The sequence below is a fragment of the Rhodococcus wratislaviensis genome (assembly GCF_900455735.1).
Classification (GTDB): Bacteria; Actinomycetota; Actinomycetes; order Mycobacteriales; family Mycobacteriaceae; genus Rhodococcus_F; species Rhodococcus_F wratislaviensis.
On sequence record NZ_UAUI01000022.1, the window covers coordinates 145179 to 158423 of the forward strand.

A 13245-nucleotide genomic window follows, 5' to 3' on the forward strand; every position below is an offset into this window, starting at 1 on the left:
TCCTTCTCCTCCTACTGAGGCAACTTGGGTGTGATCTGGCGGTCGATGATCTGCTGGAGTTGCGTCCCGACGCCCGCGAACGTCGTCGCCACGTCCGCGTTCTGCAGCGCGATCTGTTCGAGTCCGGTACCGATGATCTGGTCGCCGCCGGGGACGAACACACGGGCGTAGTCCTGCGACCGGGTCTTCGCGAGTTGGTCGACGGCGGTGCGCGCGTTGGGGTTCGCGTCGAGGTACGCCTTCATGCCCGGGTCCTCGACAGCGGATTTGCGGACGGGCATGTACCCGACGTTCTGGGAGAAGTACGCGGTGTTCGCGCCGTTGGTCACGAAGTCGATGAACGTCAGCGCGTTCTTCTTGCGCTCGTCGGAGATCCGCGCCGGAATCGCGAGGCCCGCGCCGCCGGTCGGGCAGCCGGGCGCGCCCGACGCGGGGAGGAACGCGGTGCCGAAGTCGAACGCGGCCGACTCGGTGATCCCCGACAGGTCACCGGTCGACGCGATGGTCGAGGCGAGGATGCCGGCGCCGAACTCGTTGGCGATGTCGCTCGACACGGCCGCGTACTTCTTCGTGTGGATCATGTCCTTCAGGAACGTCCCCGCGGCGAGCGTCTTCTCGTCGCCGAACTTCAGGTCCCACTGGTCCGAGTACGCCCCGCCGAACGTCCAGACCGGTCCCTCGAACGTCCAGCCGAGGTAGTTCTTGGCGTCACCCCAGCCGTGGGCCAGCTTGCCGCCGCCCATCACCCGCTGCAGTTCGGGACCCCACTCGTCGAACTCCTGCCAGGTGGCGGGCCCGCGATCGGGCAGACCGGCCTGCGCCCACACCTGCTTGTTGTAGTAGAACAGCGGCGTCGACCGTGCGTACGGGAGGGCAAAGTGCTTGCCCTCGAACAGGTAGTCGGCGAGCAGCGAGTCGACGTAGTCGGCGGAGTCGACACCGACCTCCCCGAACAGTCCGTCGAGCGGTTCGATGGCGCCGGTCAGGGCGTAGTTGAACCACCAGACGTCCGACAGGACCACGACGTCGGGCAGTTCGCCACCCGACAGGGCCGCGTTGAACTTCTGCGACACCTCCTCGTAGTTCTTTCCGCCGTCGACGAGGTTCACGGTGAGGTCGGGGTATTTCGCCTGGAACCGGTTGATCAGTTCACGTTCGACGTCCTGCGACTTGCCGGGGTGGTTGGACCAGAACGTGATGGTGTTCGCGTCGCCCGCCGCACCGGACGGCGCCGACGTGCCCGACCCCGACCCGGCGCACGCCGTCAGCGCGGCACCGGCGGCCACCGCACCCGCCAGCCCGAGGAATCCCCGACGGTTCATCCGATTCATGTCTCTCCTCGTTCTCCGCTATCCCTTGACCGCACCCGATGTGAGGCCCTTGATCATGTGCCGTTGCAGCACAAGGAAAACCACGAGAATCGGCAGCATCGTGAGTACCGTTCCCGCCATGACCGGACCCCAGTTGGTGAGCCCGTCGTTGTTCTGGAGTTGGGTCAGCCCGATCGGCAGCGGCGCGACGGAGGCGTCGTCGGCCATCAGGAACGGCCACAGGTATTCGTTCCATTCGGTGACGACGGTGATGATCGCGAACGCCACCATGGTGGGGCCCGACACCGGCAGGACCACCTGCCACAGCAGCCGGAAGTGGCCTGCGCCGTCCATCCGTGCGGCCTCGATGATCTCGGTGGGTATCGACAGGAAGTGGTTGCGCATCAGGAACGTTCCGAACGCGACCCCGGCCAGCGGCACGATGATGCCGTGAAAGCTGTTCCGCCAGCCCCATTCGGCGACGAGTGCGTAGTTGGAGATGACCGTGATCTGGTTGGGCACCATCAATGCGGCGATGATGCCGAGGAAGACGAGGTTCTTGCCCGGGAACCTCAGGAACACCAGCCCGTAGGCGCTGAACACGCCGAGCCCGAACTTCACGACCGCCAGCACCCCGGTGATGATCACCGAGTTGCGCAGGAACGTCCAGAACGGCACCGACGTGGTGGCCTCCGAGTAGTTCTCGGGATGGAACGTTCCGGGCCACCAGGTGACCGGCATGGTGTAGACGTCCGGGCGATCCTTGAAGGACGTCATCACGATCCAGTACAGCGGCAGGGCCACCATGACCAGCACCGCCACCATCGCGGCGTATCCCAGCGCCGTCGCGAGCGCTTCCCGCCGGCGATGGTCACGGGCCGGGTCTTCCGTCACCGGCACATCCGCGGTGCGCTGATCGCGCACGGTGTCCGCGGTCACCGGCCGTCACCGCGATCCATGATCCGCACCTGGTAGACGGTGATCCCGAGCAGGACCAGGAACATGATCGTGGCCACGGTGGCGCCGTAGCCGGCCCGGAAGTTGCGGAACGACTCGTTGTAGACCTGGTACACCATGGTGGTGGTTCCGGTACCGAGTGGACCGCCCCGGGTCATCACGTTGATGATGTCGAACACCTGAAGGGAGCCCAGCATCACCGTGATCGAGAGGAAGTAGGTGGTCGGACGCAGCTGCGGGAGGATGACCCGGCGGAACGTCGTCCACCGGCCCGCCCCGTCGATCTCCGCGGCCTCCGTCAGCTCACGTCGCGTACCCTGCAGTGCCGCAAGGTAGATCACGAACGTGTAGCCGAGGTTCTTCCACATGTAGGTGACCGTCACCATGAACAGCGCCCAGTGCGGATCCTGATAGAAGTCGGGGACGGAGCCGACCCCGGCACGGTGCAGCAGATCCTGGATCAACCCGAACCGGGGATCGAACACGAACTGGAACGCCACGCCGATCGCGGCGCCGGAGATGACGAACGGCGCGAAGATAGCCGAGCGGACGAGGTTGCGGCCGTGCAGGTTACGGTCCAGCAGCATGGCGAGCGCGAGACCGGCGACCATCGATCCCACCACGGTCGCGACGGTGAACACCACGGTGTTCCCGACGATCTGCCAGGTGTCGGGACGACTCCACCACTCGCGGTAGTTGCCCCAGCCGACGAATGTGGCGACAGGGTCGGCGATGTTCCAGTCGAAGAACGACAGCCGGATGTTGTCGACCAGGGGCCGGTAGGTGAACAGAACGAGCAGAACCAGATTGGGACCCACCAGCGCTGCGAACAGCGCGTGGTCCCGCCACGGACGCCCGAGCAATCCCTGCTTTCCCGGCGACGGCAGGGTTCGTTCCGGACTCGATCTCACTGCGGCAGTCTGACGACCGTTTACGAATAGCCGGTAAATTGCCGTAGCCCGCACATTGAACTGTGCGGGCTACGGGAAGAACGTGGTCGGATGGGGTCAGCGGTTCCAGTCGCCGAGACCGTCGGAGCCGCTCAGCACGCCGCCCGCGGTGTTCTGCACGACCACGGCGTCGCCCTTCTTCGAGTTCTCGTAGAACCACTTGGCGTCTTCGGTGCTCACGTTGAGGCAGCCGTGGCTGACGTTGGTGTTGCCCTGGGCGTCCACTGACCACGGTGCGGCGTGGACGAAGATGCCGCTGTACGACATGCGGGTGGCGTACTCGACGTACGTGCGGTACCCCTCGGCCGAGTCGACCGGGACCCCGTACGTGGACGAATCCATGTACATGTCACGGAACTTGTCGCCGATGATGTACGTGCCGTTCGGCGTCTCGTGATCGGTCTTACCCATCGACGTCGGCATGGTCTTGACCACTTCGCCGTTCCGGGTGACGGTGATCTGCTTGGTGTTGTCGTCCGCGGTCGCCACCAGTGCGTCGCCGATGGTGAACGTGGAGTGCGAGTCGCCGGCGTCCACGGTCACCTCGGTGTTCGCGGGCCAGAACTCGGTGGGCTTCCAGCGGACCTGACTGTCGTTGATCCAGTAGAAACCACCCTCGACGGGCTGGCTGGTGGTGACCTTGATGGCACGCTCGGCGGCGGCGCGGTCGCCGATCGCCTCGTTGAAGCGGATGATCACCGGTTGCGCGACACCGACGACCTCGCCCGCACCCGGGTTGAGGGACGGAGCCGAGAAGTTCGCGGGCGCGGGTGCCGGTTCGGGAAGCGGCAGCTGCGGCGCGCCGGGCAGTCCGGGCAGGGTGGGAAGACTCGGAATCTCCGGTCCACCGGGAAAGAGCGGTGCGGCCTGTGCGGCCCCGACCAGCGCAGTTCCGGAGACGACGGCCCCGGTCAGTGCGACAGCAACGCGCGAAGACCAGTGCTTGTTCCTGGAAAAACCGATTCCTGACTTGCCCATATGACCACTCTCGTTCGACGACGTGTGCAACGCGCGTCCCCGACGGACCTACCAATCGCGCACTGCCATTAACACACATCATCCGGCCGCGAGCAATTTGCCCGCAATCGTTGCCGCTCCGCGGCCTGCGGGGTGGTGGTGTCACCGAGTGGTCAAGAAGCGCTCACGATCAGGTCTCGGCACGAGCGGCGGCGAGCATGCTCTCGATGGTGATCAACTTGGTGCGCGTCCGACCGGCCGCCCTGCCCCCGGCACGCTCGGTCTTGTCGATCCGCTGCCAGCCCTGGTAGTCGACGGCGTCGGGCGCACGCTCGGCGATCAGCCGGTCGAGGGCCTCACGTTCGGCGGGCGCGTCGAGCCGCCCGGCGGAGAAGTCGTCGATCAGCATCGTGACCGTCTCCGCGGAGCAGTACTTGTTGGTGCCGATCACGCCCGTCGGTCCGCGCTTGATCCAGCCCGCCACGTACACGCCGGGCACCGGCGCGCCGGTCTCCGGATCGATCACCCGGCCGTTCTCGTTGGGGATGACGCCGCGACGGTCGTCGAAGGGGATACCGGCCACGGGCTGACCGCGGTAGCCGATCGAGCGCAGCACCAGGCCGGTGTCCAGGGTCGAGGTGACGTCGGACGGTTTGGCGCTGAGCCTGCCGGACGCGTCCGCGACCAACTCGTTCTTCGCGACGCGCACCGATTCGACGGCGTCGGTGCCGAGAATCTCGACGGGTGATGTCAGGAAACGCAGCACGATCCGCTTCTTCGCCGGATCGGCGGTGCGCCGGGCGAACTCCTCGACCTGCCGCACCTTGTGGCGGTGCGACGGCTCGGCCTCGTCACCGTCGACGAACGCGCGGCTCGCCGGGTCGAGCACCGCTTCCTCCGGGTCGACGACGATGTCCACGTTCGGCATGCGCCCGAGCGGCAGGAGTTCGGGATTGGTGTAGGCGGCCTGGGCGGGGCCCCGTCGCCCGAGAATGACGACCTCACGGATGTTGCTCGCCCGCAGGGCCTCGAGGGCGTGGTCCGCGAGGTCCGTCTTGGCCAGGATCTCCGGATCGGTGACGAGGATGCGGGCCACGTCGAGTGCCACGTTGCCGTTGCCGACGATGACGGCCCGCTCCCCCGACAGGTCGAACGTGCGGTCGGCGTAATCGGGGTGACCGTTGTACCAGGCCACGAACTCGGTGGCGGCGTGGCTGCCGACCAGATCCTCGCCGGGAATGCCCAGCGCGCGGTCGCCTGCCGCGCCGACCGCGTAGATGACGGCGTGATGGTGTGCGAGCAGTTCCTCGTGGCTCACGTCCCGGCCCACTTCGACGTTGAAGTGACAGTGCACCGTGCGCTTGCCGACGACGGAGCGGAACTGGTCCGTGACGCCCTTGGTGCCCGGATGGTCCGGCGCGACACCGGCGCGCACCAGCCCGTACGGGGTGGGCAGGCGGTCGAAGATGTCGACCTCGATGCGCGGCTTCGCGGTCAGTTCCATCGCGGCGTAGCAGGCGGCCGGACCCGACCCCACGACCGCGACATGGAGCGTGCCGAGGGCTGCGTCGATCTGAGGCAGCTTCAGCGGCTCGGGCCAGTCGGGGCCGATGGGGTGTTTGGTGTAGTACTGCGCGTTGATGTCGAGGTACGGCTCGTCGACCTCGTCGAGGTCGTTCTCCGCGTAGATGGCCTCCACCGGGCACTCCTCGACGCAGGCCCCGCAGTCGATGCAGGTGTCCGGGTCGATGTACAGCATTTCCGTGGTGGCGAACGGCTTCTCGTCCGGTGTGGGATGGATGCAATTGACCGGACAGACATCGACGCACGATGCGTCGTTGCAGCACGGCTGCGTGATCACATAAGCCACGGTTCTCCCCTACCTGAGTACGCGCAGTCCGACGTCGAGATGTGACACCAGACTATAACGTGTTCCAATTTTGCGCGAGAACCGTGCGCGATGTCAGACCGCGTCGCCCGGCTCCACACGGAATCCGACCTTCACTGTGACCTGGTAGTGTGCGACGGCGCCGTTCTCGACGTGACCCCGGGTCTCGACGACCTCGAACCACTCGACGTTGCGCACGGTCTCGTTGGTCCGCGCGATGGCGTTCTTGATGGCCGCGTCGGTGCTGTCGCTCGACGAACCGACGACCTCGACAACTCGGTACACGTGATCACTCATCAGGATTCCTTTCGTGGTTACTTGCCGTTCCGGACGATCGCCTGCGCCTCGACACCGAGCCGGGCCAGACGAAGATCACCGAGAGCCGTGAGGGAACTGCCGAGGCGGTTGGTGACGAAGCCCAGGGACAGTCCGCTGTCGAGGTCCGCGTAGGCACCGGACCCGCCGACGCCGTAGTGCCCGATCGCGTTCCGTGGCTGTTCCCGGGACGCGAGGATCGGCCGGTGGTAGCCGAGGGACCACTGCGGCCGGATACCGAGGACGTAGTCGCGGTCGTGTGTCTGCACCTGCGACATCTGCGCGATGGTGGACTTGCGCAGGAACCGGTGCCCGTCCAGCCTGCCCCCGTTGGCGATGGCGCCGTACATGCGCGCGAGCGCCCGCGCGCTGAACACGCCGTTCCAGCCGGGCATCACCGCGTCGTGCACCGCGGGATTCCGGACCAGCACGTCGAACCCCTGGGGCATCGCCGCCTCGGCGAGGCCGCGGGTGGGACCGACGAGCGAGAGCACGTTCGACGTGAGCTCCCAGTTGAGTCCGGCCGGGTTGATGTGCGGAAACAGCTTCGCGATCCGCGGACGGTGCTGTCCGGGAACCTGATACCAGAAGTCGTCGACGCCGAGCGGGCCTGCGATTTCGTCCTGCACGACCTGGACGAACGGCTTTCCGGTGACGCGTGCGATCAGTTCGGCCACCAGCCACCCGTAGGTGACGGCGTGATACCCGGGACCGCGCAGCCTGCGCGGATCCGCCGGGGTGGCAGCCAGGGCCCGGACGACGGCGTCGTAGTCGAGGAGATCGAGCGGGCTCCGCATCAGACCCCGGACCTTGTGCAGCCCGGCCCGGTGGGTGAGCAGTTCGCGGACGGTGATGCCGTCCTTGCCTGCGGCGCCGAACTCGGGCCAGTAGCGCGCGACGGGCGCGTCGTAGTCGATCAGCCGACGCTCGGCGAGCCGGTGGACGACCGTGCTGGCCACGCCCTTTCCCGTCGAGAACGACAGGGCGACGGTGTCGCGGTCCCACCGGCGGTCGCGGTCTGCCCAGCCCGCCCAGATGTCGAGGACTTTCTCACCCCGGAAGTACGCGGTGAGCGCCCCGCCGCCGTGCTGAGGTTGCCGGTACATCGCGAAGAACCGGTCGGCGAGCGGCAGGAACCGCGGGTCGACGTGCAGCTCCGTCCGTGGTGCGGACGCGGGCCGGGGAACTCGAACGCTGGTCGTCATCGACCACCTCCGATCTCGCTGCCGTATGTCCTACGGCAGTTGCGTCAGCCCATTGTGACTACCGTCACCATACGACGCGGACCGGGGTGTCGTTCAGGGAAGCCGCCACACTGTTATGCCGTCGCTCAGACACGCTTGACCTGCAAGGAAATTGATCGCGAGCGACGGTCCACCGGCGCACACCACGCCCTTCGCCGGATCCGCGACGAGCGCCTGCCCTCCCGGACCGCTCAGCACCAGCGCGGGACCGGCGGTGTCGACCGTTCCGATCGCGACGCTCTTTGGCCCGACCGCCACCGCGGCGACGGCGCCACGACGCGCCTCGGCCGCACCGACACCGCCGCCCAGTCCGGCGCCGAGCGCCGCGCCCGCGTGCGCTGCATCGGCGAAACCGACACCGTCCGTGCCGAACGCCGCCGAATTACTGCTCGTGTCGGCGTTGGCCCCGCACGCGGTGCGGTCGACGACCGTGGTGTCACCCCGGCCCGGTGGTGACACACAGGACAGGGAGACGGCCGACGCGGTGGCCGGCGCGATCATCAGAATCCCGAGTGCCGTCGCGACGACACCGAGGACCAGTCCGGCAGTACCGACTGTCGTACGTTCCATGGCGACCTCACATTGTTCCCGACCCGACCGTCCCGAGCCTACGTGAGCGCCGGCTATTTGCGGTCTCGGTCCCGACTCGGTTGTACCCGCTTGGGTTCCCCCGGCATTTTCGGGTAATTGGGTGGGTACGGGAGATCGCCGAGACCGTTCGCGGCGTCCCGCTCCGCCATCTCCAGCAGCACGTCCAGCGATTGCGCCACGTCACCCATGGTCGCCATGGGATCGCCCCGCTTCTCGAGCAACGCGGGCACGGTCGCGATGGTGAAGTCGTCGGGGTCGACGTCGACGAGTTCCTCCCAGGTGACCGGTGTCGACACGGTCGCGATCGGCGTCTTGCGGGCCGAGTAGGCGGACGCGATCGTCTTGTCCCTGGCGTTCTGGTTGAAGTCGAGGAAGATGCGTTCGCCGCGTTCCTCCTTCCACCAGGACGTGGTGGCCCGGTCGCCGCTGCGCCGCTCGATCTCCCGCGCGAGGGCGATGCCGGCGCGCCGCACTTCGATGAAGTCCCAGCGCGGTTCGATGCGGAGATACACGTGCAGCCCGCGGCCGCCCGAGGTCTTGGGGTAGCCGACGAGGCCGAGTTCGTCCAGCAGCGGCCGGAGCACGTCCAGCGCGACCGCCCGGGCGTCGTCGAATCCGGTCCCCGGCTGCGGGTCCAGGTCGATGCGCAGTTCGTCGGGGTGATCGACGTCGGGGCACCGGACCGCCCACGGATGGAACGTGATGTTGCCGAGGTTCGCCGCCCACACGATGTTCGCGGCGCTACGCACGCGGAGCACGTCGGCCTTGCGGCCGGACGGGAACGTGACCTCGCACGAGTCGACGTGGTCGGGGCGCTTCGCGGGAACCCGCTTCTGGTAGATCTCCTCGCCTTCGATCCCGTCCGGGAACCGTTGCAGATGCGTCGGCCGATCGAACAGGGCGGTCAGCAGCGCACCGTTGAGAGCCACGGTCCGGTAGTACTCCACCAGGTGCCGTTTCGTGCCACCCTCGGCGCCGAGTTTCGGGTAGTAGATCTTGTCGGGATTCGACAGCCGCACGGCGACGCCGTCGACGTCGAGTTCTTCGGCAGGACTCGCCATCTAGGAACCTCCGGCCAGGACGTCGGCAAGGTCGTATCGCACCGGGACCTCCAATTGTTGGAACGTGCACTCGTCGGGCATCCGGTCCGGGCGCCAGCGCAGGAACCGCGCGGCGTGCCGGAACCGGGCACCCTCCATCTGGTCGTACGCCACCTCGACGACGCGTTCGGGGCGCAGCGGCACCCAGGTTCGGTCGTTGCCCGACTGCCACCGCGTCGGCGCCCCGTCCGCGACGACGTCGTCGCCGACGCGCAGCTCGTCGAGTTCGGCGAGCAGTTCGATCCGTCGCGCCGCCGTGAACGCCGATGCACCGCCGACCATCGCCATCTGGTCGCCGTCGTACAGTCCGAGCAGCATCGACCCGATCCCCGGCTGACTCTTGTGCGGCCGGTATCCGATGACGACGCAGTCGGCGGTGCGGGCGTGCTTCACCTTCACCATTTCCCGCTTGTTCGGCAGGTACGGGCCGACCAGCTTCTTCGCCACCACCCCGTCGAGGCCGGCCCCCTCGAACGCCTCGAACCACTCGGTGGCCGTCGCACTGGATTCGGTGGCCGCGGTGACGTGGCAGCTGGGTCCGCCGCCGATGGTGTCGACGAGCTGCGCACGGCGCACGGAGAAGTCCTCCCGGCTGAGGTCGCGGTCGCCCAGGGCGAGCAGATCGAACGCGACGAACTGGGCCGGGGTCTTCTCCGACAACATCGTCACCCGGCTCTCGGCCGGATGAATGCGCTCGGACAACGACTCCCAGTCGAGCCGGGTGCGGCCGTCGATGCTGCGTGGGACGACGAGTTCGCCGTCCACCACGCACCGCTCCGGCAGTTCGTCCTTCACCGCCCGGACGAGTTCGGGAAAGTACCTGGCCAGATCCTTTCCGCCGCGGGACCCGAGCACCACCTCGTCGCCGTCGCGGAAGACGAGGGTGCGGAAACCGTCCCATTTCGGTTCGTAGGACCAGGCGAGCCCGGACTCCGGTTGCGCCGGAACGGACGACGCAGCCTTCGCGAGCATCGGCTGTAACGGAGGCATCACGGGGAGATCCACCCGTCCATACTGTCACCACGATTGGCAAATCGGACAGCGATGTAATCAAATAATGCGCGACACGGCAATCGCGGTGGACACGATCGAGGTGGCAGCGGTCATCTCGGAGGAACGGGTGGCGGACGGTCACCTGACGGAGGGGTCAGACATGACAGGGTTAGTTCGGCGGGTGTGTACCGCAGTCGTCGCGTTGTCGGCGACGGCAGTTCTGGTGGCCGGGTGCGGTTCGGACACGACGCCCACCGCGGTGCCGGAGTCGGGTGCCTCCGCGGCCACCACGTCCAGCGAATCGACCACCGTGATCGATGGGCAGGAAGGCGAGGACGCCGGCGGCGACGTCGACTTCGAGGTCGCGATCGGTGAGTGCGTGAAGCTCGGCGGCACCGTCACGGACGCCGAGATCGACAAGGCGGTGTGCGGCAGCGCCGATTCGAACTACAAGGTGATCGCCAAGGCCGCGAAGAACAGCCAGTGCATCAGCGACGCCGACTCGTACTACTACGAAACCCTCGGCGGCGTCGAGCAGGGCGCGATCTGCCTCGACGTGGACTGGGTCGTCGGCGGGTGCATGGACGTCGGTGGCGAGGATCCCGCGCGCATCGACTGCGGCGACACCACGGCCGTCGACGGTGTGAAGGTGACGGAGATCGTGCAGGGCGCCACGTCCGTGGACTCGTGCAGCACGTCGTCCAACGGCTACGAATACTCCGAGCGCAAGTTCGTCGTCTGCGTCGACGAACTCTGACGGCAGGCGCCGGCCGGCTGCGGGCACTGCCCGCAGCCGGCCTCGCTCACAACCAGCCGCGGCGTTTGAAGATCGTGTACAGGCCGGCACAGGTGAGCATCATCAGCGACAGGGCGAACGGATACCCACCGACCCAGTGCAGTTCGGGCATGTGGTCGAAGTTCATGCCGTACACGGTCCCGATCAGGGTGGGCGCGAAGAGGATCGCCGCCCACGCCGACACCTTCTTGATCTCCTCGTTCTGCGCATAGCTGGCCTGGGTCAGGTTGCGCATCTCCTCGTTCTGTTCCTGCGACACCAGGGTGGCGTTGACGGTGAGGATGTTCCCGAGCAGCTGACGAAAGTTGTCGGCCCGCTCCACGACGACCGTCGCATGGTCGGTGACGTCACGCAGATAACGCTGCAGTTCCTCGTCAGTGTTGTACTTCTCGAATCCCGCCGACAACCCGCGCAGCATCCCGAGCAGCGGCCTTGTGGCCCTCTGGAATTCGATGACCTCGCGGGTGAGTTCGTAGATGCGCCGTGACACGCCCGGTGCTCCGCTGAACACCTCGGTCTCGATCTCGTCGATGTCGTTCTGCAGTCCGGCCACCACCGGTGCGTACCCGTCGACCACCGCGTCGAGGATGGCGTAGAGGACGGCCTCGGGTCCGAGCCGGAGCAGGTCCGGGTTGCTCTCCATCCGGCGGCGGACCGCCGACAGGTCGGGGGATTCGCTGTGCCGGACCGTGAGCACGAACGTCGGACCGCAGAAGACGTGCAGCTCACCGAATTCGACGCGCTCGGTCTCGTCGCAGTACCGCGCGGCGCGCAGGACCACGAACAGCGTCTTGCCGTAGCGCTCCAGCTTGGGCCGCTGGTGGGCGACGATCGCGTCCTCGACGGCCAGCTCGTGGAGGTCGAATTGCTTTGCTGCCGCATACAACTGGGTGTCGTTCGGCCGGTACATCCCGATCCACGCCATCGACGACGCGTCCGGCAGGCTCGCGAGGGCCTCCGACAGGGTGGCCGGGGTGGCCGTCTTCCGGCCGTCGCGGTAGACGGCGCTGTTGACCACCGTTTCCTCTGCAGGCGTCGGTTCGACGGGCCGGCGGGTCACCGCGTGACCGGCGTCGGCGTCGGACAGACCGGCGGAACGGCTGGGGAGGAGGGAACGGATCGGACGCAGCTGAGGCATGACACGGGGCTTTCGAGGGAAAGTGGGCAGCGCGGAACGGCGCTGAGGAACACGGACCGTGAAACCGCGCACCTACCGGTGGAACGGTTTCAGTTGGTACTCGGAGGTTGGCTTCTCATTCGGATGCCACACCTCCTTGCTCTCTCGAAAGGGCAGTTCACGACCTCGGCGAACTGCAGACCGGAGGACACGATACCCCCGGCGACCGGCCACGACAACCTGGCATCCCCGCCGTGTCGGTCCCGGATCCGGCGGGTCCCGCGGCAGATACTGGGCGGGCACCGAATCACCACCGAGAGGGCCCCATGACCAGCTGGTCGGACAGACCGATCTGCGCGTTCGACCTGGAGACGACGGGACCCGACCCCACCGATGCCCGCATCGTCTCCGCGTGTATCGCCGTCGTCGACGCTCACCACTTCGAGTCGCGAACCTGGCTGCTCGACCCGGAGGTCCCCATCCCGCAGGAGGCCTCGGACGTGCACGGAATCTCCACGGAGTACGCCCGGGCCCACGGACAGGACTACGCCACCGGATACGGCGAGATCCGTGAGGCATTGCACGATGCATGGACCCGCGACCATGCCGTCGTCGCGTTCAACGCCTCCTACGACCTGACCGTCATGCACACCGAGGGACTGCGCCTCGGGCTGACCGAACTCGTCACCGGCATCGTGGTCGACCCCTACGTCATCGATCGCGAGATGGACCGGTACCGGAAGGGCAGGCGCACACTCGGCGCGGTGTGCGAGCACTACGGCATCGCGCTGGAGGACGCCCACGAGGCCGAGGCCGACGCGATCGCCGCCGCACACCTCGCCCGGACCCTCGCGCAGGAGTACCCGAATCTGCGGGCCCTCGACATCATGACGCATCAGGCCGGCTGGCACGCCGAACGGCAACGCGACTTCGCCGACTACCTCGTCCGGCAGGGTCGCGACGCATCGGACGTCAACGGCGAGTGGCCGATTCGCGGTCTCGCGCAGTTCCGCATCGCCTGATCCGA

The 13245-nt window shown here is 67.2% G+C and carries 13 protein-coding genes; 2 read left to right on the forward strand and 11 right to left on the reverse strand.

The window, feature by feature from the left end; translation table 11 throughout:
* Positions 1-11 precede the first annotated feature (11 nt).
* From DTA22_RS23435 to DTA22_RS23480, 10 genes are all read right to left on the reverse strand, one after another.
* Positions 12-1331, reverse strand: a complete 1320-nt coding sequence (locus DTA22_RS23435; RefSeq protein WP_112301069.1) for an ABC transporter substrate-binding protein — start codon at positions 1329-1331, stop codon at positions 12-14.
* Positions 1332-1349: 18 nt separating this feature from the next.
* The gene (locus DTA22_RS23440; protein WP_112301070.1) at positions 1350-2249 is read right to left on the reverse strand and encodes a carbohydrate ABC transporter permease; all 900 of its coding nucleotides are present in this window, start codon (positions 2247-2249) and stop codon (positions 1350-1352) included.
* A complete protein-coding gene (locus DTA22_RS23445; protein WP_409372725.1) occupies positions 2246-3217 on the reverse strand; it encodes a carbohydrate ABC transporter permease in 972 nt (323 codons plus the stop codon). Before DTA22_RS23445 ends, DTA22_RS23440 begins: the two co-directional genes overlap by 4 nt.
* Before the next feature lie 57 nt (positions 3218-3274).
* Entirely contained in the window at positions 3275-4195 is a 921-nt protein-coding gene (locus DTA22_RS23450; protein WP_105421182.1) for a L,D-transpeptidase, read from the reverse strand.
* A gap of 169 nt (positions 4196-4364) precedes the next feature.
* Positions 4365-6044, reverse strand: a complete 1680-nt coding sequence (locus tag DTA22_RS23455; protein ID WP_112301072.1) for an FAD-dependent oxidoreductase — start codon at positions 6042-6044, stop codon at positions 4365-4367.
* Between the two features lie 93 nt (positions 6045-6137).
* A complete protein-coding gene (locus DTA22_RS23460; RefSeq protein WP_037232790.1) occupies positions 6138-6359 on the reverse strand; it encodes a dodecin in 222 nt (73 codons plus the stop codon).
* A 17-nt stretch (positions 6360-6376) separates the two neighbouring features.
* Complete coding sequence (locus tag DTA22_RS23465; RefSeq protein WP_112301073.1) at positions 6377-7582, reverse strand: serine hydrolase domain-containing protein; 1206 nt, start codon at positions 7580-7582, stop codon at positions 6377-6379.
* Between the two features lie 93 nt (positions 7583-7675).
* Positions 7676-8191 carry a DUF6764 family protein gene (locus tag DTA22_RS23470; protein ID WP_112301074.1) on the reverse strand — a complete coding sequence of 172 codons (516 nt, stop codon included), beginning with the start codon at positions 8189-8191 and terminating at the stop codon, positions 7676-7678.
* A gap of 53 nt (positions 8192-8244) precedes the next feature.
* Positions 8245-9273, reverse strand: coding sequence for a DNA polymerase domain-containing protein (locus tag DTA22_RS23475; protein ID WP_037232782.1), 1029 nt, complete (start codon positions 9271-9273; stop codon positions 8245-8247).
* On the reverse strand, positions 9274-10317 hold the full coding sequence (locus DTA22_RS23480; RefSeq protein WP_112301075.1) for an ATP-dependent DNA ligase: 1044 nt from the start codon (positions 10315-10317) through the stop codon (positions 9274-9276).
* 148 nt (positions 10318-10465) lie between these two features.
* Here DTA22_RS23480 and lppU point away from each other — a divergent pair, with 148 nt between their 5' ends.
* Positions 10466-11062 carry an LppU family putative lipoprotein gene (gene lppU, locus DTA22_RS23485; RefSeq protein WP_037232942.1) on the forward strand — a complete coding sequence of 199 codons (597 nt, stop codon included), beginning with the start codon at positions 10466-10468 and terminating at the stop codon, positions 11060-11062.
* Between the two features lie 46 nt (positions 11063-11108).
* Here lppU and DTA22_RS23490 read toward each other — a convergent pair whose 3' ends face one another.
* Positions 11109-12239 carry a magnesium and cobalt transport protein CorA gene (locus DTA22_RS23490; protein WP_112301076.1) on the reverse strand — a complete coding sequence of 377 codons (1131 nt, stop codon included), beginning with the start codon at positions 12237-12239 and terminating at the stop codon, positions 11109-11111.
* A 305-nt stretch (positions 12240-12544) separates the two neighbouring features.
* Between DTA22_RS23490 and DTA22_RS23495 the strand changes: the two genes are divergently transcribed.
* Entirely contained in the window at positions 12545-13240 is a 696-nt protein-coding gene (locus DTA22_RS23495; protein ID WP_112301077.1) for a 3'-5' exonuclease, read from the forward strand.
* Positions 13241-13245: the final 5 nt, after the last annotated feature.